The following is a 23,910-nucleotide window of genomic DNA, read 5'->3' as shown; positions in this document are numbered from 1 at the left end:
TACTTCTTTTTTTCATTTGAGATAAAACATAAAAATCTGCTACAAAAAAGGATGAATCGACACCCCTGTACAATTCATCCAATCATTTATATTAATTATCCTAACTCAAATGTTTCTACTACTGTCCATTTATCGTCTTCTTCACTATATTGTAATAAAGAAAGTTCGTTAATTGTCTCTTTATGGTCTACCCCTGCTAATTTTACTTGACCATAGATATCTTCAAATTCTTGACTTGATAAGCCTTGTGCAATTGTAAAGTGCGGAACAAATGGATGTTCAGCCTTACCATAAAACTCGTCAGTATTGAATTGATCAAAAAGTTTTTCTAAAGAATCAGTTTTAGCTACTTTGAAGTAAATAACATTAGTTGTTGGTGCAAAACTTGAAGCTTTCGTTGCATGAACATCAACTGGTTGAATGTCACTAATACGTTTTTTTACTTCTTCTTTAATAGAATCTAATTCATTATCATCAATTTCAAATTGAGATTTAATTGTTATATGAGGCATGATTTGTGCATAATGCGTATCATAGCGTTTACGATAAGCATTCACCTCTTCTTGGAATGACTTAGACGGAACTAATGCTAATCCTAGAATCATTTAAATTCCTCCTTTGTTTAACATATTTCCATTATATCAAAATTTTTTGAAAACCGTTACTTTTAAAGTGAAAACAATTACATTTCTGAAATATCTATATTTAGTAAGATTTATATTTATAGCCCTTCACTCATAGAGTATAAATATTAGGGAGAACGCTTAATCTGGAATGACATCACTTAAGAAATATTCAAGAATATCTCCTAATAATGGTTTCCATGATTTCCAACTATGCCCACCCTCGAACTCAGTATAGTAATAATCAACATCATAATCTTTAATAAGGTCAGCTAATTCACGGTTAGGCGTAAGAAAATTAGCACGTTTACCATTTGTAGGTAATGTGAAGTCTTCCTCTTCTAAGCCAATTGCGTGCCATAGTGTAAGTTGATTTCTATTATCACAATTAACTACTTTTTGTTTTACATTATCATCATACATTGGGCTTAGCATTGCTGCCTGACTAAATATAGTTGGATATGTTAGAGCAGTCATTAAAGCGATACTACCAGCCAAACTATCTCCAATTAACAATCGAGCATTACCTACTTTATAAGTTGGAAAAGTAGAATCAATAAAAGGTAATATTTCTTTACCAATTGCTTGAACTGTCAAATGTGAGCGACTGCCTGATGGATGAAACTCTTCTCGTCGTTTATCAACATCTTCATAATGGAAGCCGACGATAATTGCTCTTTGAATAGAATTATCCTTTCTCAACTGTTCGTATGTACGTTGAATTCTACCGAATCTTAAGAAATCTAATCCATCAAAGCATATAATAACTTGATACTTAAACAACTCAGTATATTCTTCAGGTAAATAAATGGAGAGTGTCACATCTCTATCTAGAATGTCACTGTGTATTACTTTTTTATTTATTTTTCCAGCGTTAAACTCTGTCATATGCGTATGCCCCCTCGTAGTAGTATTATCATTGTACCAAGACTTGCAACACATTTAAATTCTCTAAAATGATTTTAAGCAGAATCCTCAGTATCTTATTACTAATTTTCAAGATATGGAGAACCTTTTAAAAAAATTAAGCGAAAGCTGTTTCATACCGCCTTTAACTATGATTTATAAAGTATTTTCCCTTTTTTAAGATATGGTTTTAAGATATACTTATTAAGAATAAATAAAAGTATTACTATAGGAGGAAAGAGGTTTATGTTAAATAAAGTTTGGTTTAGAACCGGCATATTTATTATCATGCTGTTCATACTCATCAAACTATTTATGGAAGTACATGAAGTATTTACACCTATTGCGACGATTATCGGCTCTGTATTCCTTCCATTCCTAATCAGTGGTTTTCTATTTTACATATGTTTACCTTTTCAAAATATTTTGGAAAGATGGGGATTTCCACGTTGGGCTAGTATTTTAACGATATTTATCGGGTTAATTGCAATTATAGCAATTGTGGTATCATTTATCGCACCGATTATTATTTCGAATATTAATAATTTAATTAAACAGACACCAGCGTTACAAAAAGAAGCTGAACATATTATTAATTTCTCTTTAAAACAAATGGACAAATTACCTGATGATGTGACTCATCGTATTAATAAGGCTGTTAGATCTGTAGGTGATGGCGCAACATCAGTTTTATCTAACTCAGTCACTTACATTACATCATTCATTTCAACAGTTTTCTTATTAATCATGGTACCTTTCTTCTTAATTTATATGTTGAAAGATCATGAGAAATTTATTCCAGCTATAGGGAAATTTTTTAAAGGTGAACGAAAAGTATTCATCGTAGATTTATTAAAAGATTTAAACTTCACTTTAAAATCATATATTCAAGGTCAAGTAACAGTCAGTGTGATTCTAGGTATTATTCTTTACATCGGTTATACAATCATTGGATTACCATACACACCATTACTTGTATTATTTGCAGGTGTGGCAAATTTAATTCCTTTCCTAGGTCCATGGCTCTCATTTACACCCGCGGCTATTCTTGGCATCATTGAAGGCCCAACAACATTTATATGGGTTTGTGTTGTAACATTAATAGCACAACAACTTGAAGGAAACGTAATTACTCCTAATGTTATGGGTAAATCATTAAGTATTCACCCACTTACAATTATTGTTGTTATCTTAGCTGCAGGAGATTTAGGTGGATTTACATTAATTCTAATAGCTGTTCCATTATATGCAGTAATTAAAACATTAGTTAGCAACATCTTTAAATATCGTCAAAGAATTATTGATAAAGCTAACAGTGACGTTAAAGATATTAAATAAACAGTTTCAACATCGCTTACTTATTTCGAGTAAGTGATGTTTTTTATTGAAAACGTCTAAACCTACTAATGCTATATCACTAACACTTCAATTTAACAACGACATACTTGATGTATCGTTAATAAGCAATATTAAAAAGCGATTGAGTCAATTACTCAACCGCTTCAAATATTATGCATTGTTATTTAATTGCGTGGAATCCACTGTCAACATGGATATTTTCACCAGTTACACCGCTTGATAAATCACTTAATAAGTAAGCTGCTGTTTTACCTACTTCTTCTTGATCAACGTTTCGTTTTAATGGCGCACGTTCTTCAATCTCTTTAAAGATTGTATTGAAGCCACCTACACCCTTCGCGCTTAGAGTACGAATTGGTCCTGCAGAAATAGCATTCACACGAATATTATCTTCACCTAAATCAAGTGCTAAATATTTAACATTTGCTTCTAAGCTTGCTTTAGCAACACCCATGACGTTGTAGTTTTGAACAGCAAACTCACCACCAAGATAAGTTGTTGCAACGATACTTCCACCTTCTGGCATAAGCTTTTTAGCTTCATGCGCAACGATTGTTAAAGAATAAGAACTAATATCTTGTGCAAGTAAGAAGCCGTCACGTGAAGTTTCATTGAAGCGTCCTCTTAAGTCTTCCATATTAGCAAACGCAATTGAATGATAAACGCCGTCAATATTTCCTACTTCTTCGCCTATTTTAGCGAAACCGTTAATAACATCTTCATCACTTTGTACGTCAATTTGATATAAATAATGTTCAGATTGATTTAATTGTTCTAATAATTTTTCTAATTCTTTACGGCTGCGATCTTTACGATATGTAAATACTAACTTTGCACCTAATTTGTCTAATACCTTAGCTACACCAAATCCGATACTACGTTTGTTTGCAATACCCATGATGACATATGTTTTGTTCTCTAAATTTAACATTACAGTATAACTCCTTAATAAAAAATCAATTCTTTTTTCAACGGTTATAAAATTGTTTCTTAAATAACCCTTCTACCATAATTAGTTTAACACTTTTAGTACCTGATAATAAAGTATTTTAGACCTTGATTAATGTTCAGACAATGTGGTTTATTCTATGATAAACAAACATAAGAATATAGAAAATCGAGAAGTTTGTAACTCAAGTTCTACACTCCTAATAACGCAATAAATTATCGAAACTGTATTAATAATAATTAAGCCTACAATTGGATTGGTTTAAAATCCAATTATAGGCGTTAATACTAATGTTTGTTTTCTAACTTCCACCTTAAAGATATTTAAAGCTGTAGTTTTAATAATAGAATTCTAATTCTTGTTTAAGTTCATCAACGTATTCTTTCGAACCAGTCACAATAAGACGATCTTTATAACGTAGTTGTGTATCACCATGAGGTACTAATGATTCATTATTACGTACTATTCGTACGAATATGATGTCGCCTCCAAACGGGAAATTACGCAGTTGTATATTTTCATAATGATGATTTAACATTTGAATTTCGTAAAGAGATGTTTCTACATTGCTTAAAAGGTTTAGCATATTTGGAGTTTCGATCAAACCTTTTAGTAAAATTTTATTACTTAGATAGTTACTAAACACCTCAATGCCTTGCGCTTTAATTTCCGCGTCTTCATTAGAGCTTTCTAATCTACAAATCACACGGTCGACACCGTATTTCTTTGCCATTAATGCTACATTCCTATTAATTTCATCATCATTAGTTGCGCATACTACGATGTCTTTTTCGAATAAACCTAAACGAGCTAATAAATTCTCTTCATAATCGGCAATTTCTACCATTGTAATTTCGTCAGATAATTTTCTGCTATCACTTAAATCCTTACGGTAATATAACGAAATATTATACAACTGTGATGTTAAATTTTGAGCAATCGGAATAGTTAACTGATTCTTACCAATTAAACTCACTTCAATTCGACGATTAACCTCATTGGGTATTGGGAACAACTTTTTAAAAACGATAGGCACAAATACACAAGTAATGACCGCACTTAAAATTAATATACCTGAGGTCTCAGCTGAAATCGTTTTAAGTTGTTCTGCGATTTTCGCAGCCGCTATGACTAAAGATAAAGTTGAAGTTAATAAAAATGCTGAAGCAATCGTCGTTTTAGTATCAAACCAACGTTTTATAAATAAAACTGGGATAAGCTTTGACACTACAAAAGCTATGATGAGCACTGGAATAATTAAGAGCAGAGATGGTTCTTTAATTAAAGATGGTATATTGAGATCTACACCCACCATAATAAAGAATATTGGAATAAAGAATCCATATCCAAATGAATCTAATTTTTCCACCATTTCTTCATCGGGATTTAATAATGAGACAACAACACCGGCTAGGAATGCACCTAGAATATACTCTGCACCTACACCTTCAGCAAGTGCTACTAATAAAATTATTAATGCAAAAACTGCACGAATCCCAATTTGAGTTGTGCCATCCATTAACTTTTGTAAAAATGACATGCGTTTAAATACGCCACCGAGTATGTAGAAAATAATTGTAAATACTATGAGTATGCCAGTTAACCATATCGTACTGCCTCCATGGCCATTAATAGCGCCATAAACAGTTAATAAAAGCATCGTTACAAGATCAGCTAAAACTGCAACTAAAAGTATAAATTGACCTATTGTTGTACGCATGATATTCATTTCTTTAAGTGTTGGTACGACAACGCCTAAAGAAATAGTTGATATAATGATGACCATTAATAATACATCATCTACTAAACCTAACCATTTAAAAGCGTAAGCCAAGATGATAGAAATCAACATGATAAAACCAAATACAGTCAAAGCTAAATTTAAATGACTTGGTAAATTCTTTTCTTGTTTATTCTTTCCTTGTCTAGAACGTGAATCTTTTTTAAATGCTTTAAAATCAATTTCCAATCCACTTAAAAACATTAAAAATATAAAGCCTAAAGTAGATAATATGTTTAATACAGAATCTCTTTCCACAATATTAAGGAAAGAATGACCTATGATAATACCCATTAAGATTTCTGCCACTACAACAGGCAGAAAATTAATGTTAAGTCGGTTAACGATAATAGGAGTTAAAAATGCAGCAACAACTACGATAACTAATGATAAAAACTCCATGCGACCTCCTAAGTTAAATATGACATAAATGATGTTGCTAAACCGAAGTAAATTAACATACTTACAATATCATTTATAGTAGTAATGAAAGGACCACTTGCAACTGCTGGGTCAATTTTAAATTTATTCATGATTAATGGAATCATAGAGCCAACTAATGTTCCGACAGTCATTGCACATGTAAGGCTGCCTCCAACTATTAGTGCTAATAAAGGTTGTCTATATATAACTACAATAATTAAGAATAGTACCACTGAACAAACTAAACCAGATAAAAATCCACTTCCAGCTTCTCTTAAAGCTATTTTAAATTTACTTTGTTCATTAATTTCACCAGTAGAAATATTACGTACAGAAACGGCTAAGGATTGAGTACCTGAATTACCAGACATACCACTAATAATTGGAATAAACGCAGCTAATAAAGCGACTTGAGATAATGTATCTTCAAAACTTCCTAAAATAGTAGCAGTAATCATTCCTAAGAAAGTTAAGACAATTAGCCAAGGAAGTCGTTTACTGGCTGTTTTGATAACTGAATCACTTGTAGAGTCAATATCAGATACACCGGCTAAACGAGAGTAGTCTTCACTTGCCTCTTCATCCATTACGTCTAAAATATCATCAATAGTAATGATACCTAATAGGTGGTTCTGATAATCAACAACTGGTACTGCAATAAAATCATAATCTCTTATGACCTGAGCAACATCTTCTTGGTCATCAGCCACATTCACACTAATGACACGTTCGCTCATCACATCTTCGATATAAGAATCACTTTCAGCAGTTATCAAATCTCTTAAAGAGAAAACTCCTACCAGTTGTCCCGCTTCATTAACAGCGAAAATAACATAAATCGTTTCAGCATCAGGTGCTTGTTCTTTTACATGCATTAATGCTTCTTTCACTGGTGTTGTGGATTTTAATGAGATATATTCCGTTGTCATGATACCGCCAGCTGTATCTTCTTCGTAATGTAATAAAGCTTTTATTTCATTAGCTTCATCTTTATCCATTAATGTTAGTAAGCTAGCGACTTTAGATTTTGATAATTTATTTAAAATATCAACTGAGTTATCATAAGACATTTCCTCTAATACATGACTTGCATAATTGGCATTAATTTTATCGAAAAGTTCTTCGTAATCTTCATCATCAATATCTAATTGATCAAAGAAATTAGCAACTTCTTTAGGTGATAAGAATTCAAATATTTTTTGTCTATTATTATCATCCGTGTCTTCAAAGTATTCACTTTGATCGTAATTATGCATTGCTAAAAATTCATCTCTAAATTGGTCGATGTCATTTCCATCTAATAATCTATTTAATAATTCTTCATCATATACGTCTTCGCGCACTTTATCTTTAATCTCTGTGTCGTTAGACAATATTCACACCTCCAAAGCATATTTATTATAGCACGTTAAATAATTGAATTAATTGTTTGTAATCAACATTTATTGTGATTTTATTATGTTTTATGGGATGAACGAACTTAAGTGAACAACATTGTAAACTTTGCCCCTCAACTAGACGATGTATGCCACCATATAAATCATCTCCTACTATTGGGTGACCCATAAATTGGAAATGAACTCTGATTTGATGGGTTCGTCCTGTATGAAGTTTCACTTTACATAAACTCAAGTTATTATTTTGAGCGATAGTGTAATAACTAGTCTTAGCATATTTTCCTTTGTCAGAGACTTTTCTTGTAATAATACTTTCGTTGTCTCTAGCAATTGGTGCTTCTATAACACCTTCAGATTGAGTACGACCATAAGCTAAACATATATATTCTTTTTCAAATTTCACCTTTGAAAATAAATGCTGAATGTGTCCAAACTTGGCAAATAAGACGAGCCCTGATGTATTACGATCTAATCTAGTAACAATGTGCGGATTTGTCTGCTCATCTTTATTCATCAAATAAGCTAATACTTGCTCTACTAAACTCTCATGAGGATGTTCCCTTGAAGGTGCACAGTTTTGTAATTGAGGTTTATTAACTATAAGTATAAATTCATCTTCGTATACGATATCTAAAGGTTTTGGATAAGGTAACAAATTTGAACTCGGTGTTTCAATTGGCATATGAACTTCAAAGTAATCTCCGATAGCCATCTCTTTTCTAACTGTTACAGAACGTCCATTTACAGATAAAGCGCCATTTTGTTTAATGGCGCTAATCGTCTTTTTAGAGTAATCATTTCTTTGTAAGAAAGATTTAACAGTTTCTGATTTCTCGATAACATATTTGAAAATCATCTTTCATCATCACTTGATATGAATGAATCATGAACTCTTTTCCAAAAAGGAAATGGTCGAAATCTAGCAAACCTTACTTTTTCATTTGCTACTCTAAATTGAATGGCATTTACATTTTTATGTTTAATACTTACGTGATCAATAGTTGTCCTAATCGTGTCATGATTAACAGGCGTAATTAAACAAGTATGATGTTTAGGTAGAACTAAAGGAGATCCTACTGTTCTAAACACCCTATTATTAATAGAAGCTATTTCAGCAATTTGCATCGCTTCTAATGATGGATGTATAAGCGCTCCACCTAAGGCTTTATTGTAAGCAGTTGAACCGGACGGTGTTGATATACATAATCCATCTCCCCTAAATCGCTCAAAATGTTTTCCACGTATATTAACGTCCACAACTAATGTTGAACCATTTTCTGTTTTCATTGTAGCTTCATTTAAAGCAAGATATCGTGTTTCATATCCATTGTCGTTATACCTCACAATTAGTTCTAATAATGGATATTCTATCACTTGAAATTCAGTATTATTTATTTCAATAATCAACTTCTCAACTTCATGAGGTAACCAGTCTGCATAAAAACCTAAATGACCGGTGTGAATCCCTACAAAGGCGACTTTTGATAACATATGACTATATTGATGAAATGCCTGTAGTAACGTTCCATCACCACCAACAGATATGACAATTTCAGGATTTTCACTATCCTCTACCATTTGAAAATCCTTCATATGATTAATCATTTTATGCTTTAATGCATTCGATTTCGAATCACCTTTAGTTAGGATTGTATAACGCATCATCTACACCTCATTAGTCATTTTCATGTTTCTTCGCACGTTTCTGAGTATAATACTTCTGTGCCTCTTGAATTTCATCTTTTATTTCAGACATTTCTTCATCTAATAAATATGCTGCTTCTGCTGCTCTTTCCAAACGATGTTGTATTTCATCAGGATAGTCTCCATCGTATTTATAACGAAGAGTATGTTCTATTGTAGCCCAGAAATTCATAGCTAATGTTCTTATTTGAATCTCAGCTAGAATATGTTTTTGTCCGTTTAATGTTTCAATAGGATATTTAATAATTACATGATAGGAACGATAGCCACTTTCTTTAGTATTACGGATATAATCTCGTTCTTCTACGACTTTGAAGTCTCTTCGTTGCCTTAATATATTAACAACAATATCAATATCATCCACGAACTGGCACATCATTCTTAATCCAGCAATGTCATACATTTCTTCATGTAAGCGGTCGAACGGAATACCTCTTTTATTTGCCTTATCGATAACACTTGATATAGGTTTAACTCTTCCTGTAACAAACTCGATAGGTGACGTGTGTTCACCTACTTCATATTGCTTACGCAAACCTTTAAGTTTTACCTTTAATTCATCTACCGCTTGTTTATAAGGTGTTAAAAATTGATCCCACTGGTTCATTTTGTTTCACTCCGCTTCACTCTAGTTCGAAAGTTTTTTCAACAGCTGAAACAAACTCCTTACCATAGTTATTATTTCCTTCAATATTTTCTAATATGTAATCTAGTTCTTCTTGGAAATGTTTCAATTCTAAATCGTTATTGATGATAATCTTCTTATCTCTATTTTCATGTAACAGTGACCATGTCTCTTGCACAAAGATTAGATAAGAATACGATTCACCGTCATCTAATAGATATGCGAATCCATAATTATCACTATCAACAAGCATTTGTCCAACTTCCTCTAGACCATCTGTTGGGTCCTCTGAGAAGCAATAAATGCCATCATCTTTAACTTTAATTTCATTTATATAAATACGCATGCCTGTCTTCCTCCTTATTCCATACTAGTTTAACATAATATACGCTTACAAAACACGCCACAACTTGCATTGAAATCTTAGATTAAATTACAGATTTTCATTTTCTTTCAAGTAATTTATATATTCCGAAGTCTACATACGTTATAAGTTAATTTTCAGAGTTAAAACGACTTCACAAAATTTTTCACAAACTTAAATTTGCTATTAAATTACTTTAATTTATAGAAGAAATTCGTCATAATTGTAAATGCTTTAAATATGAACAAAAGTAAATGATTGAGGTGTTTACAATGGCAACAAATAATGAAATTGAGTTCAAACAAATCTTAACCAAAGATTTGTACGATAAAATTTTTAACACTTATTTTAAAAATGAAAAACCATTTAGCCAAACTAATTATTATATTGATACTATAGATTTTAAACTTAAAGATCATCGTTCAGCATTACGTATCAGAGTTAAAGATAATACATATGAAATGACTTTGAAGGTACCTGCTGAAGTTGGATTAATGGAGTATAACCACACAACTGATATTAAACCAAAGATGAATGATTCAATATCAAACTCCAAACTACCAGATGATATAAGAAATATTATTGAAGAACAATTTAATGTTTTAGACGAAGAATTAGTTATTTTAGGGGATTTAACAACATATAGAATAGAAACTCAATATCAAAACGAATTACTTGTATTAGATAAAAGTGAATACCTAAATAAAGTTGACTACGAACTAGAATATGAAGTTGGTTCGTACGATGAAGGTTATGAAAAGTTTAAACAATTACTTCAGGAATTCGATATAAAACATAAAAAACCTTTAAACAAAGTACAAAGATTCTTTGAAGAAAAGAAAAAAGCAAGTGATAAATAGCAATATGTTCAGAAAAGGCAAATTACTTTCAAATGTAAAAATTCATGTTATATTAGATATATATTAATGGAACACGGTGATATTATGTCTAAAACACCTTATGAGTTAGTAGGTCAAGACGCTCTGTATCAAATGATTGACTATTTCTATTATCTAGTCGAAAGAGACAATCGTATTAATTATTTATTTCCAGGGGACTTTAATGAAACAAGCCGAAAGCAGAAACAGTTTTTAACTCAATTTCTTGGTGGCCCTGACTTATATACTCAAGAACATGGACACCCCATGTTAAAAAAAAGACATATGGAATTTACAATTACTGAATATGAGCGAGATGCATGGTTAGAAAATATGTATACTGCGATTCAATATGCAAATTTCCCTGCAGGTTTTGGTGAGTATTTATTTGAAAGATTACGCTTAACTGCAAACCACATGGTAAATTCCGAAAAATAATTGTAGGTGAAAATACATGGCTGAAGAATTAAGAATATTGGATAACAAGAGTCGTGAAGATGCTAATCTATCACCTGTAAGTAAAATAGAAATTTATTCTTTTTTTGATCCTTTTAGCAAAGAATGTTTTAAGCTATCAGCTATATTATCAAAATTAAGAATTGAATATAATCAATATATCCGAGTAAGACACATTTTAAACCCTTCCTTGAAAGTTTTAACTAAGTGTCAGGCTCAAAGTACATCGGATTTCGATAACATTGCTCTGGCATATAAAGCAGCTGAATTACAAGGACGTTTGAGGGCTGAAAGATTTATTCATTTAATGCAAAATGAAATCATACCTAAACGCGATATCATTACCGAAGATATGATTTGCGATTGTATTAATAATGCAGGTATTGATTATCAAGTATTTAAGGAAGATTTACAGAAGAGCAAGCTTACTGACAGCCTAAAGGTAGATCTCCATATTGCTAGAGAAATGGACATTGAGCAAGCGCCCTCTCTTGTTTTCTTTAGTGAAGACGTCCAAGAAGAAGGTTTAAAAGTTGAAGGTTTATACCCATATCATATCTATACTTACATCATTAACGAATTAATGGGAAAACCTATTGAGAAGAATCTCCCACCTAAATTAGAAGTGTACATTCAAAAGAAACAATTAGTAACGATGGAAGAACTTTTAACTATTTACGAGTGGCCAGAAAAGTTACTTAATAAAGAATTAAAAAAACTTTCCTTACAACAAAAAGTTGAGAAATTACAATATCCAGAAGGCGATTTTTGGAAATCAAAAATGCCTTAATAATTTAATGCAAAAAGACGGCTAGTAAAATAAAACTAGCCGTCTTTTAGTATTTATATTGAAAATCATCTTATACTCTTTTATGTATAGGAACTGCATAATTTACACATCAGAAAATAGTATTTTAAAATTAAATATAAAAAAACGCCGTGTCTGATTACACGACGCTAAACAAAGGGGATGGGAGAAATTTTTCACTTCAAACAAAGGGGTATGTTTGTTATGTGATTAATTTCATGTTCATAATATAACACGGTGCATACCCCTTTTCAACCTTTGTTTAATTATATACATAAATTGTCACAATCTGTTCAAATTGAAAGCGAATACACTCGTACTAAGCTTTCATAAGTTTTTCAAATGCATCTAATTTTTGTTCAAATACTTCACACGCTTCTTCAATAGGTTTAGGTGTAGTCATATCTACGCCTGCATTTTTTAGAATTTCTATTGGATAGTTTGAGCTACCTTTTTTCAAGAATTCATTAATATATCTTTCTACAGCTGGTTTACCTTCTGATAAAATTTGATGACTTAAACTTTGAGCTGCACTATAACCTGTAGCGTATTGATATACATAATAATTCATATAGAAGTGTGGTATACGTGACCATTCTTTGCTAATATCTTCATCTGTTTCAACAGCATCTCCGAAGTATTGCTTATTAAGCTTCGCATACTCTTCATTCATTCGGTTAGGTGTTAATGGTTCGCCCGCCTCTTCGATTTGGTGAATTTTATGTTCAAATTCAGCGAACATAGTTTGACGGAATAAAGTAGCTCTAAAGCGTTCTAATTCTTGATTTAACAATAACAATCGACGCTGGTCGTCTAAATGTTTATCCATATAGTCACTTAAAAGCGCTTCGTTACATGTAGATGCGACTTCTGCAACGAATATCGTATAATCACTTAAGTTTGAAGGTTGATTTTGACGACTGAAATAACTATGAGCTGAATGACCAAATTCATGTACTAAAGTGTATAAATCAGAAACAGTATCTGACCAATTTAATAAAATGAAAGGATTTGTAAGATGCGCTCCTGAAGAATAACCTCCAGAGCGTTTACCTTTATTTTCATAGACGTCAACCCATCGATTGTCTAAACCTTCTTTAACAACGTTTAAATATTCTTCGCCCATTGGTTCTAGTGCTTTTAACATCCACGATTTAGCTTCTTCGTATGGCATATCAAATTTCACATCTTTAACTAGAGGTGTGTAGAGATCATACATTTTTAAATCTTCAATACCTAATAACTCTTTTCTTAATTTAGTGTATCTGTGAAGTAATGGAAGATACTTATGCACTGTTTTGACTAAATTATCATACACAGCCTCTGGGATATGATTGTTACTTAAAGCACGCTCACGAGCTGAATTATAATGATGAGTTCGAGCATTAAATACATTTTTCTTCACTTCTCCTGCTAGCGTTGCACCTAGTGTATTGTTATGTGAACCGTAAGCTTTATATACATTTCTAAATGCTGATTCTCTTAATTTACGATCATCAGACTCTAAATATTTTATAAAAGTACCTTGCGTTAACGGATGTGCTTCCCCATTTTTATCAATGGCGTCCTCAAATTCTAAGTCTGCGTTACTAAACATTCCATAAACATTTGAAGGTGTAGATAAAGCATCTTGTGCTTCAGTTAATAGTTTCTCTGTGTCTGCATCTAAAATGTGTGGACGTTTCTCGTTAATTAATTTTAAGTCGAACTCATATTGTTTTAATTTATCAAATGAGGAAACAAATTGTTCAATAGTAGATTGATCTAACTGTAAAATTTCAGGCACTAAAAAGCTCCATGCAGAACTGTATTTAATTACTAATTGATGTGCACGCGCCTCTAGACCAGTATATTTATCATTAGCAGTATCTTGGTCTTGCTTCAAATGAGCATAGACATAGACTTTTTCAAGTTTAGTTCCTAATTCATCTTCAAGTGCTAAGGCATTATATAAAGTTTCAGCACTATCACCTAAATGTCCTTTGAATTGTTCTTCCTTACCTAACTCATTCTCTACTTCCTTGAACGCCTCCTCAAAAGCCTCGTCGTTTTCGAAAATCGTCGTTAAGTCCCATGTATACTCAGGATATTTACGTTCCTGCTCTTCTCTTGTTAATTGTTGACTCATAAAGTAAACCTCCTTGATTATATCAATAATATAATTTTCTCATTTTAAGATTGGTTTTGCACGCTTAAACATCTGTTATAATACATTTTCTCGAAGTCATTTAACAAATCTTTTAATATAGTCAACTTATGATACTTATAGTATGCGAAATATCTGAATTTAATGATAGACATTAATAAGTCACAACTTTGATGTCTGTCATATTTACGTCTTAATAATAGATAATTGAGTTGCCATTCAACTGGGTGTGTTTCAATATATATTTGATTTGGAAATATAAAACCCGTATTTATACATACTTCATTATCATTCATTTGTAACTGATATATTGCACTTAGAGTTGGTTCAAGAACCGAATTTTTCTTTCTACACTGTAGAATATAATTATTGATTGTTCTTTTAGATAATTTATAGATTTGTGCTTGTTCTAATTGATATGTATTGAAAAGTTGTTTAAGTTGTATGGTATGTTTTTTGCAAATAAATTTTTTTCCAGCGATATTTTGAAGGTGCGTGTAAACTATGAGTCTTGATTTTGTGAAGTCCCAGGTTATTAGGGTACGATGAATAGGATTAATAAAAGTAGTTTGAAATTGTGTAAGTTCAATAAAATCCCCTCTTTTTTTCACATCATTGATTATCCAATAAACCTTTAAGCCTATACTTTTTAAACTAAGGGTTCTTTCAATAATTTCAGTCGTACTAATTGTGGAACACTGAATTTCGATGGCGTGTCTTTGGTTAATCACTAAATCAGGATATTGCTTGATACATTTAAAAAAGGGTTCAATATCAACATCATAATTTATTGCTTCAAATTTTTGTGCTAATAGCATTTTTAATTGGTAATGATTATACGTTTCAGCTTTATAACAAGGTCTAGTACTTTTAACTTTATGTGCAAAGTGAGGTATAACTTTAACTCCATGTCGTAATATAACTTCCCCTAGACAATAAGGACACCGATATATTTGATTTCTCTTCGCATTTTTCGCTAAAACTCGCTCATTCATTCTATTCATTGCTATTAACATTTCATCACCTCATATATAACAACGAGGAGAACAAAATTTTTACTTTAAAAATTTATAAAAAAACAAGGCACCTTAATTTGGTACCTTGTGAGATAAATCGTGTTATTCTTCTGAGTCTGTAAAATATCTACGAACTTGAGAAGTAACATTATGACTCATGATAATTTTGGCATAGTCATTTAAGTATACTTCCGTTTTATCTGTTGGATAAGCAAACTCTAATAATTGACTATAGCTATCATTAATAGTTTCTTGGCTTACAGAGTCATCAAAATGAACTGAATAATAGTAGTGATTATCAATCATATATAATAAATCTTCATATTCAGTAGTATTTTGGTTATTATGATATGCATAATTAATAACATGTTCTAAATCATCAAATTTAACAATTACAGTTCTTACGTTAGCACGTTTATGAGTTCGTTGATTATTTGCCTGTTGTTCAGCTTTTTTCTGTTGTTGACGTTGCTCAAATAATTCTTCTAAATTATCTTCACCATCTAAGGTTTGTGCTAATAATTCATTCACTTGATCATCAAATTGATCATTTGTATCTTCATCTGACATGTTCATTGCGTCTTCATTTTTAGATTTAGAGATGGTCACTTCCACGCCTTTTTCAAAAGCATGTACTTGAATCCATAATGGACCTTCTACCACGAAATCTTCTTCTTCATTAATTTCATCCATCATTGACCAGAAGAATTCTTCACCGCGTTTACGGTTAGTCCATAAGTCTTCACGATTAAATCCTCGTGCTTCAATGTCGCTATATGTTATAAACAATTTAACTGTTGTGTCATCAACGCGTTCTATTCTCATATCATCTCACTCCTTACAGTCGATGAATAGTAACCATATTGTATTAGAACGGAACGTAAATTACAATCTATTTGTTTGATTAAATTTAACTAATTTTAATCGGTAATCTATATTAACATATTCCCTATTTATTTAACAAAAAACTACTACTTTAGAAGGTACTATAACATGCAAAAAACAACACTATTAACAATGAATAGTGTTGTTCTTAATCTTTAAGTAAAGTGATAATATCACATAGTTATGTTAGTTATTAATCAACTAAACGTTGTGCTTCTTGTAATTGGAACGTACGAACTTTTCTTGGTAAGAAACGTCTAATTTCATCTTCGTTATATCCAACTTGCAAGCGTTTGTCGTCTAAGATAATAGGACGACGTAATAATCCTGGGTTATCTTGAATAATAGAATATAAATCTTGTAAAGGTAAAGAATCAATATCTACATTCAATTTTTGATATGTTTTAGAACGAGTTGAAATAATTTCATCTGTTCCGTCTTCAGTCATTTTTAAAATTTGTTTAATTTCATCAATTGTTAAATGTTCAGAAAAAATGTTACGCTCCGTATATGGAATGTCATGTTCTTGTAACCATGCTTTCGCTTTACGGCAAGATGTGCAACTTGGTGAAGTAAATAATGTTACCATACATCTCACTCTCCTATAGAATGAATTAAATTCATTATTTTAATATTATTATCGATTTAAGAAATTGAATTTTTAAGCTTTCTTAATCTTACACTTAATAGTATAACTATCTAAGATTAAAATTAAATGAGAAAATCCTAATTTTTCTGAGAAATCTTGAAATTCATCAAATTTTTTAATTCGCTTTTAGTATATACCCAGTTATATTAATATTTTAACACAACTTACATTTTAACGAAATACTGTTATAATGTTATCTAAACAATATTAATTAGAAAGTAGGCATCTAATATGGAAACTTTATTTTCAGGAATTCAACCGAGTGGTATTCCTACTATCGGCAACTACATAGGTGCGTTAAAACAATTTGTAGATGTACAAGATGACTATGATTGTTTTTTCTGTATTGTTGACCAACATGCCATAACGGTACCACAAGATCGTTTGAAATTACGTAAACAAATTCGTCAATTAGCAGCAATATATTTAGCTACAGGAATTGACTCAGATAAATCTACTTTATTTATTCAATCTGAAGTCCCTGCACACGTACAAGCTGGTTGGATGCTTACAACAATTGCTTCTATTGGTGAACTTGAACGTATGACACAATTTAAAGATAAAGCACAAAAACGGGTTGATGGTGTACCAGCAGGATTATTAACATATCCACCTCTTATGGCTGCAGATATAGTAATTTATAACACTAACATTGTTCCAGTTGGCGATGATCAAAAGCAACATATGGAACTTACCCGTAATTTAGTAGATCGTTTTAATAGTCGTTATAATGATGTCTTAGTAAAACCAGAAATTCGCATGCCTAAAGTTGGAGGACGTGTGATGAGTTTACAAGACCCAACTAAGAAAATGAGTAAAAGTGATGATAATCAGAAAAACTTTATTTCACTACTCGATGAGCCAAATGTGGCAGCAAAAAAAATTAAAAGTGCCGTAACGGATTCTGATGGCATTATTAAATTCGATCGTGAAAATAAACCAGGTGTTTCAAATCTTTTATCTATATATTCAGGTCTAACTGATGAACCTATTAAAGATATTGAAGTTAGATACGAAGGTGAAGGTTATGGCAAATTTAAAGGTGACTTAGCAGAGATCGTTAAAGACTTCTTGATTAATTTCCAAGAGAAATATGAGAACTTTTACAATTCTGATGATTTAGATGACATCTTGGATAAAGGGCGAGACAAAGCTCATAAAGCTTCATTTAAAACATTGAAAAAAATGGAAAAAGCTATGGGATTAGGACGTAAAAGATAATATAAAATAAAAAAGTTACTGGAAAGGAAAGTTCCAGTAACTTTTTTTATAAACTTTTATTTTCTTCCTTTAGGATTAAATGCATCTTTGAGTCCCTCTCCGACAAAATTGATACTCAAAATAGTCAAAGTTATCATTAAAGCAGGAGGCATCCATATCCATGGTTTACCACTTAATACATCTCCCTCTTGTGCATCACTCAACATATTTCCCCAAGAAGGAATAGACTTACTTATACCAAATCCTAGAAAGCTAAGCCCTGATTCTACAACTATCATACCTGCAAAAGTTAATGTTGCTTGTACAATTACGACACTTAAAATATTAGGTAATAAATGCTTTAGTATAATTTTATAGGTAGGTGTTCCAATTGATTGTGCAGCTAAAAAGTATTCATTCTCTTTTTCTTGCAAAACTTTTCCCCTAACAAGTCTAGCAATACCACCCCAACTCAGTATTATGATTACAAATACTAAAATAATTGCTGAACCATAGGGATTTTTTATTTTATCTCCTAATGCTGCATTGAGTACTATTGCAAAAATTAGAAATGGAAATAACATAACAAACTCTGTAATTCTCATTAGAACAGTATCTAATACTCCACCAAAATACCCAGAAATAACGCCAATTGATATTCCAATTAAAAGCATTCCTACCGTAGACGTAAACCCTATAGTAAGAGAAATCCTACCCGCATATAACAATCTACTGAAGTTATCTCTGCCACCAGCATCAGTACCAAGCAAATTTTCAATAGACATATCACCTTTTATATTTAATAAATCTTGTTTATTAATTGGTAAAGGAGCTATTAAAGGAGCAATAATAGATATGATTGCAACAATTATTAAAAATGATAAAGAAATCATCGCAAGTTTGTTATGATAAAATTTCTTCATAGAAATTTTAAAAGGTGAATTTGGTTTTTTCTTCAAGATAATCATCCTCTCATTAATTACTTCGTATTCGTGGATCAACAAAGCCATACGTAATATCTGAAATTAAGTTTCCTAGCAAACCTAAAAATGAGAAAAATAATGTCATTGCCATCATAACTGGGTAATCTTGTCCTGTTACTGACTCTAAAAACAATTTTCCAATACCGTTATAAGAGAAAATAGTTTCTGTAATTACAGCTCCACCCAATATACTAACTATGTCAGCCCCTAGAAAAGTAATTATTGGAATTAAAGAATTTCTCAAAATATGCTTCATATAAATTCGATTTGTAGAAAGTCCTTTAGATCGAGCAGTTAATACATAATCTTTTTGCGAATTTTCAATAATATCATTACGTAAATATTGTATATAACCTGCAGTAGATAACAATCCCAATGTAACCGCTGGTAAAATCGTATGATAAAGCTTGTTTATATAGTATGAGAACGTACCTTCTTGAACATTAATATCAACAGAACCTTGGAAAGGAAATAAATTTAATTGAAAGGCAAAGAAAAATATTGCAAATACACCTGCTATAAAAGAAGGAATAGCTAGCATTATGTAGTTAAATACTTGTATTGAGTAATCACTAATCGTATATGCATATCTTCCAGATACTATTCCTAAAGTAAAAGAAATAATATAGGTAATAATGAGAGATACACTACCTAAAAGAATGGTATTGGGTAGTCTCTCTTTAATGAGATCCATTACTGGTCTTTTATACTTGATTGATTCACCAAAATCTCCATGAATAATATTATTTGCCCATCTAATATATTGTTGTGGTATTGAGTCATTAAGACCTAATTTTTCTCGTTGAGCATCTAATGCTTCTTGTTTAATATTCGTACCATGTTGTCCTGAAAAAGGATCACCCGGTTGTATAATTGCTAATGCAAAAACTACCATCGAAATTATAATGAGCAATGGAATCATTAGACCTAGTCTTTTTATTATTAACTTAAACATTAGCTACACTCCCTACATGGTTTGGATAAAAACAAGCTACTTGATGATCTTTAATTATTTCTTTCAGTTTAGGTTTCTCTCTCCTACATTTATCTTGAACCAAAGGGCATCTAGTTTGGAAAGGACATCCACTTGGTGGATTACTTGGTGAAGGTAACTCTCCCTTCAAGATTACTCTGTTCTTTTTTTCTTGATTAAATTGAGGTATAGAAGAAATGAGTGCTTGTGTATAAGGATGTAAAGGTTTTGTATAAATTTCTTCATGAGAAGCTATTTCAACCATATTACCTAAATACATGACACCTATGATGTCACTAATGTGTTTAACTACACTTAAATCATGTGCAATAAAAAGATAACTTAATTTAAATTCATCTTGTAAATCTTTTAAAATATTTAATACTTGAGATTGAACCGACACATCTAATGCACTTACCGGTTCGTCGGCAACTATTAGCTTCGGTCTTAGAGCAATAGCTCTTGCTATTCCAATACGTTGTCGCTGTCCTCCTGAAAATTCATGAGCATACTTAAAGTATGCTTCTTCACTAAGACCTACACATTTTAATAAATGCACAACTTCTTTCTTTACTTCTGCTTTAGAGACTTTTTTATAATTAAGTAGTGGTTCAGCAATAATGTTTCCAACCATTTGCATAGGATTTAATGATGCATAGGGATCTTGAAATATCATTTGAAAATTTTGACGAGCTTCTCTTAAATTCTTTCCTTTCAAATGAGTAATATTTTCCCCACATAACTTAATGTCTCCACTCGTAACATTTTCTAACCTCACAATTGTCTTACCAATAGTTGATTTCCCACATCCTGACTCTCCCACTAAGCCAAATGTTTGTCCTTCTTTGATAGAAAATGAAATGTCATCTACAGCTTTAACATATTGATTTTTTTGAAATAAACCAGTTTTTAATTCATAGTATTTTTTTACATTTTGCACATCTAATATGTTATTCATGATGTTCTTCCTCACTTTGATTTTGATATAAATGGCAACGAACTAGAGAACTATCAACATGAGTAATTTTTGGACATTGAGAGTCACATACTTCAATCTTTTCATCACATCTATTAGCAAATCTGCACTTATCTAACTGAAAATCAGTGATAGATGGTACGATTCCTTCAATAGTTTCTAATCTATCCCGTTCATCTTCTAAAGTAGGAATTGTTTTTAATAATTTTTTTGTATAAGGATGTTTAGGCTTGTTTAGTATAGATTTTAAATCTCCATATTCTACAATTTGACCTGCGTACATTACCATTACTTTATCGCAAAATTCCGAAACTACACTTAAATCATGAGTAATTAAAATAATAGACATTTGAGTATCATTTTGTATATTTTTTAATAAATCTAATATTTGAGCTTGTATAGTTACATCTAATGCAGTAGTTGGTTCATCTGCAATTAATAATTTAGGTGAACAACAAATGGCCATAGCTATCATAACCCTTTGTCTCATACCACCTGAAAGTTGATGAGGATAACTATTAAGCACCTCATCCTGTCTAGAAATTCCAACTTTCAAAAGTAATTCTTTAGCTTCTTTATAGGCTTCTTTTTTAGATTTCTTCTGATGCACTAATATACTCTCAATTATTTGATTCTTTATTTTAAAAACTGGGTTTAATGCTGTCATTGGTTCTTGAAATATCATTCCAATATCGTTACCTCTAATATTTAAGAATTCCTTCTCGCTATATTTATCTATTCTTTTTCCTTCAAAAAGAACTTCACCATTAGTAATTTTTGAAATCTTTTCAGGTAATAATTTGATAATTGATTTATTTAGTATAGATTTCCCACATCCAGATTCACCAACGATACCCAAAACTTCTCCTTTATCTAATTTAAAGCTTACTTTATCGATAGTTGGAAACCATTGCTTATTAATTAGAAGTGATGTTTCAAGTTCCTTAACTTCTAAAAGATGCTCCATTCTTATCCCCCCTTAAAAATAAACCCCGACATTTGGTCGAGGTTTACTTAAATTAATTATCTTTTGTCACTTTATAGAATTGTGCTTCAGTACCTAATTGAATATCATAATTGCGTACTTTATTATTAGTTATAGCGATTGATTTCATCTGTAGCATAGGCAGAGCTGGTAGTTCCTCATTCATATATTGTTGCCATTTAACATAAAGTTCTTTACGTTTCTTTTCATCTGTGCCAACTTTATCGAAATCTAAAGCATCATCTAAAAGCTTATCTGATTTTGGTAGAACGGTTCTCATTTCATTTTGAGGTCTATCAGTATGATATAAGTCTGAAGGATCTGGATCAGTTCCACCCGCCCAACTTCTGAAATAAACTTCCATATTTTTAGAGACATCGGCTAAGTCATCATTATATTTACCAAATTCAACTAATTTTACTTTAGTTTTTAAACCAACTTTTTCCCAAAAATCTTTAATAGCTGCTGTTCTAGGTTCAAAAGTAGGATTTGTTCCAGCGTAATGTTTGAGGTTAATTACAAAAGGTTTTCCATTTGGATCTTCTCTGAAACCACCCCCATCTCTATCTTTATAACCTAACTTATCTAAGATTTTTTTAGATTTTTCAGGATCATATTTGTAATCTTTTAAATCTTTAGGATCAGCTGCAATCCATTCCGTACTTGGAACAAATGAGTTAATTACTGAACCATAACCATTAAAGAATGCTTTAACCCACTTTTCTCTGTCTATCGCATATAATAAAGCCTGTCTTAGCTCTTTATTCTCGTATTTTGGTCTAACTTTTCCAGTTTTGTTTTTAGCTTTATCATAATCATGAGAAACAAAGCCAATAATTGCATAATCTAGACTTGGAGTAGATAAAACTTTTAAATTGTTTTTAGATTTTTTAGCTTCTTTAGCCATGGGTCCAGTGGCGTCATCAACTAAATCAATATCTCCTTTTTCTAAAGCTTTAATCATTTGCGGTTGATCTACTACTTTTAATTCAATCTTATCTAGAGCTGGTTTTCCTTGCCAATAATCATCAAATCTTTCTAACTGAATAGCTTCTCCAGCCACTATTTTTTTAACTTTGTAAGGACCAATTCCAATAGGATGCTTACGTATTTTGTCAGATTTAGACAAATCTTTTACTGGTATATCACTAAGATATTTTTTACTTAGTAACGGTCCGCCAACAAATCCTGTAAGATAGTTAAGTTTTTTCTTATCAAATGTAACTTCCATAGTATAGTTGTCTAATTTTTTTAAACCACTAATATGATCTGCTTTTCCTTCATGTACTTCTTTTGCTCCTTTAATATTTTCCACAGAAGGATAGTATTGACCATCATAATCTTTATTAGCTAATACATCTAAAGTATAAATCCAATCATCTATAGTAAATTCATTACCATCATGCCATTTGATTCCTTTTTTAATCTTAAACTCAATCTTTTTACCAGGATCTATATCTTTCCATGATGCGATATATGGTTTTGGTTTAATTTTTTTATCAATTTTCATTAAAGCTTCATTGAAATAACTTTCAACTGTAAAATCTGTGTGATCAGAACTTAGTACAGAAGAATAAACTCCAGTTGGCGCGGCTGGCATTCCAACTTTCAAGACTCCGCCTTTATGCTCGGACGAAGCTGTCTTACTCTCATCACTAGATGCATCTTCTTGTTTACCTTTACCACAGCCACTAAGCACTAGTATAATCACTAAAAATAAACTTAAATACTTAAAGCATTTTTTCATCCAATTCCCTCCTGTTGATTCTTAGTTGCTTTTTACAGTTTACTATTAATAAATTATATTACAAGTGTATTTTTAGAA

Annotated in this window: 23 protein-coding genes; 5 read left to right on the top strand and 18 right to left on the bottom strand. The window is 31.3% G+C overall.

Going from position 1 to position 23,910, the window contains the following annotated elements:
* Positions 1-95: 95 nt before the first annotated feature.
* Positions 96-605 carry a YjcG family protein gene (locus tag CM54_RS02030; RefSeq protein ID WP_023350576.1) on the bottom strand — a complete coding sequence of 170 codons (510 nt, stop codon included), beginning with the start codon at positions 603-605 and terminating at the stop codon, positions 96-98.
* A gap of 159 nt (positions 606-764) precedes the next feature.
* A complete protein-coding gene (locus CM54_RS02025) occupies positions 765-1,511 on the bottom strand; it encodes an esterase family protein (RefSeq protein WP_023350577.1) in 747 nt (248 codons plus the stop codon).
* Positions 1,512-1,775: 264 nt separating this feature from the next.
* On the opposite strand from CM54_RS02025, the gene cozEa reads away from it, so the two are divergent.
* A complete protein-coding gene (cozEa, locus tag CM54_RS02020; RefSeq protein WP_002433349.1) occupies positions 1,776-2,867 on the top strand; it encodes a lipoteichoic acid biosynthesis protein CozEa in 1,092 nt (363 codons plus the stop codon).
* Positions 2,868-3,048: 181 nt separating this feature from the next.
* Here cozEa and fabI read toward each other — a convergent pair whose 3' ends face one another.
* The 7 genes from fabI to CM54_RS01985 all read right to left on the bottom strand — a co-directional run bounded on the left by fabI (position 3,049) and on the right by CM54_RS01985 (position 10,112).
* Positions 3,049-3,819 (bottom strand): enoyl-ACP reductase FabI, encoded by a 771-nt coding sequence (gene fabI, locus CM54_RS02015; RefSeq protein WP_037548607.1) that lies wholly within the window; start codon positions 3,817-3,819, stop codon positions 3,049-3,051.
* A 355-nt stretch (positions 3,820-4,174) separates the two neighbouring features.
* Complete coding sequence (locus CM54_RS02010; RefSeq protein ID WP_037548605.1) at positions 4,175-6,019, bottom strand: monovalent cation:proton antiporter family protein; 1,845 nt, start codon at positions 6,017-6,019, stop codon at positions 4,175-4,177.
* An 8-nt stretch (positions 6,020-6,027) separates the two neighbouring features.
* A complete protein-coding gene (gene mgtE, locus CM54_RS02005; protein ID WP_037548603.1) occupies positions 6,028-7,413 on the bottom strand; it encodes a magnesium transporter in 1,386 nt (461 codons plus the stop codon).
* Between the two features lie 25 nt (positions 7,414-7,438).
* Positions 7,439-8,293, bottom strand: coding sequence for an RluA family pseudouridine synthase (locus CM54_RS02000; protein WP_037548601.1), 855 nt, complete (start codon positions 8,291-8,293; stop codon positions 7,439-7,441).
* Positions 8,290-9,099 (bottom strand): NAD kinase, encoded by an 810-nt coding sequence (locus CM54_RS01995; RefSeq protein WP_030065108.1) that lies wholly within the window; start codon positions 9,097-9,099, stop codon positions 8,290-8,292. Before CM54_RS01995 ends, CM54_RS02000 begins: the two co-directional genes overlap by 4 nt.
* Before the next feature lie 13 nt (positions 9,100-9,112).
* Positions 9,113-9,748, bottom strand: coding sequence for a GTP pyrophosphokinase (locus CM54_RS01990; protein WP_002433078.1), 636 nt, complete (start codon positions 9,746-9,748; stop codon positions 9,113-9,115).
* 16 nt (positions 9,749-9,764) lie between these two features.
* Positions 9,765-10,112 (bottom strand): hypothetical protein, encoded by a 348-nt coding sequence (locus tag CM54_RS01985; RefSeq protein ID WP_002433336.1) that lies wholly within the window; start codon positions 10,110-10,112, stop codon positions 9,765-9,767.
* A 290-nt stretch (positions 10,113-10,402) separates the two neighbouring features.
* Between CM54_RS01985 and CM54_RS01980 the strand changes: the two genes are divergently transcribed.
* The 3 genes from CM54_RS01980 (at position 10,403) to yjbH (ending at position 12,254) form a co-directional block, all read left to right on the top strand.
* Positions 10,403-10,990, top strand: coding sequence for a CYTH domain-containing protein (locus CM54_RS01980; RefSeq protein WP_002433319.1), 588 nt, complete (start codon positions 10,403-10,405; stop codon positions 10,988-10,990).
* Positions 10,991-11,074: 84 nt separating this feature from the next.
* Positions 11,075-11,446, top strand: a complete 372-nt coding sequence (locus CM54_RS01975; RefSeq protein WP_155980149.1) for a truncated hemoglobin YjbI — start codon at positions 11,075-11,077, stop codon at positions 11,444-11,446.
* A 16-nt stretch (positions 11,447-11,462) separates the two neighbouring features.
* Positions 11,463-12,254, top strand: a complete 792-nt coding sequence (gene yjbH, locus CM54_RS01970; RefSeq protein ID WP_002433191.1) for a protease adaptor protein YjbH — start codon at positions 11,463-11,465, stop codon at positions 12,252-12,254.
* Between the two features lie 337 nt (positions 12,255-12,591).
* Here yjbH and pepF read toward each other — a convergent pair whose 3' ends face one another.
* The 4 genes from pepF to spxA form a co-directional block, all read right to left on the bottom strand.
* A complete protein-coding gene (pepF, locus tag CM54_RS01965) occupies positions 12,592-14,400 on the bottom strand; it encodes an oligoendopeptidase F (RefSeq protein WP_037548597.1) in 1,809 nt (602 codons plus the stop codon).
* Positions 14,401-14,444: 44 nt separating this feature from the next.
* Positions 14,445-15,434 (bottom strand): competence protein CoiA, encoded by a 990-nt coding sequence (locus tag CM54_RS01960; RefSeq protein WP_037548595.1) that lies wholly within the window; start codon positions 15,432-15,434, stop codon positions 14,445-14,447.
* 102 nt (positions 15,435-15,536) lie between these two features.
* Positions 15,537-16,259, bottom strand: a complete 723-nt coding sequence (gene mecA / locus CM54_RS01955; RefSeq protein WP_002433124.1) for an adaptor protein MecA — start codon at positions 16,257-16,259, stop codon at positions 15,537-15,539.
* Positions 16,260-16,512: 253 nt separating this feature from the next.
* Positions 16,513-16,908 (bottom strand): transcriptional regulator SpxA, encoded by a 396-nt coding sequence (gene spxA, locus CM54_RS01950; RefSeq protein WP_001829294.1) that lies wholly within the window; start codon positions 16,906-16,908, stop codon positions 16,513-16,515.
* A 291-nt stretch (positions 16,909-17,199) separates the two neighbouring features.
* On the opposite strand from spxA, the gene trpS reads away from it, so the two are divergent.
* Positions 17,200-18,189 carry a tryptophan--tRNA ligase gene (trpS, locus tag CM54_RS01945; RefSeq protein ID WP_002433373.1) on the top strand — a complete coding sequence of 330 codons (990 nt, stop codon included), beginning with the start codon at positions 17,200-17,202 and terminating at the stop codon, positions 18,187-18,189.
* A gap of 56 nt (positions 18,190-18,245) precedes the next feature.
* On the opposite strand, the gene opp4C is transcribed toward trpS, so the two are convergent.
* Genes opp4C through opp4A form a run of 5 tightly spaced genes read right to left on the bottom strand, consistent with a single transcriptional unit; the run spans position 18,246 to position 23,832 of the window.
* Positions 18,246-19,136, bottom strand: coding sequence for an oligopeptide ABC transporter permease (opp4C, locus tag CM54_RS01940; protein ID WP_023350586.1), 891 nt, complete (start codon positions 19,134-19,136; stop codon positions 18,246-18,248).
* Between the two features lie 7 nt (positions 19,137-19,143).
* Positions 19,144-20,106: an oligopeptide ABC transporter permease gene (gene opp4B / locus CM54_RS01935; protein WP_023350587.1), complete on the bottom strand. Its 963-nt coding sequence runs from the start codon at positions 20,104-20,106 to the stop codon at positions 19,144-19,146.
* Positions 20,099-21,082: an ABC transporter ATP-binding protein gene (locus CM54_RS01930; protein ID WP_023350588.1), complete on the bottom strand. Its 984-nt coding sequence runs from the start codon at positions 21,080-21,082 to the stop codon at positions 20,099-20,101. The genes opp4B and CM54_RS01930 overlap by 8 nt, the downstream gene beginning before the upstream one ends.
* A complete protein-coding gene (locus CM54_RS01925) occupies positions 21,075-22,067 on the bottom strand; it encodes an ABC transporter ATP-binding protein (RefSeq protein WP_030065070.1) in 993 nt (330 codons plus the stop codon). The genes CM54_RS01930 and CM54_RS01925 overlap by 8 nt, the downstream gene beginning before the upstream one ends.
* A 52-nt stretch (positions 22,068-22,119) precedes the next feature.
* On the bottom strand, positions 22,120-23,832 hold the full coding sequence (gene opp4A, locus CM54_RS01920) for an oligopeptide ABC transporter substrate-binding protein (protein WP_037548591.1): 1,713 nt from the start codon (positions 23,830-23,832) through the stop codon (positions 22,120-22,122).
* Positions 23,833-23,910 lie beyond the last annotated feature (78 nt).

Source organism: Staphylococcus sp. TE8 (assembly GCF_000692055.1).
Lineage (GTDB): Bacteria > Bacillota > Bacilli > Staphylococcales > Staphylococcaceae > Staphylococcus > Staphylococcus capitis.
The sequence above is the reverse complement of the archived record's forward strand: the minus strand, read 5'-3'. Positions and strand labels throughout refer to the sequence as shown.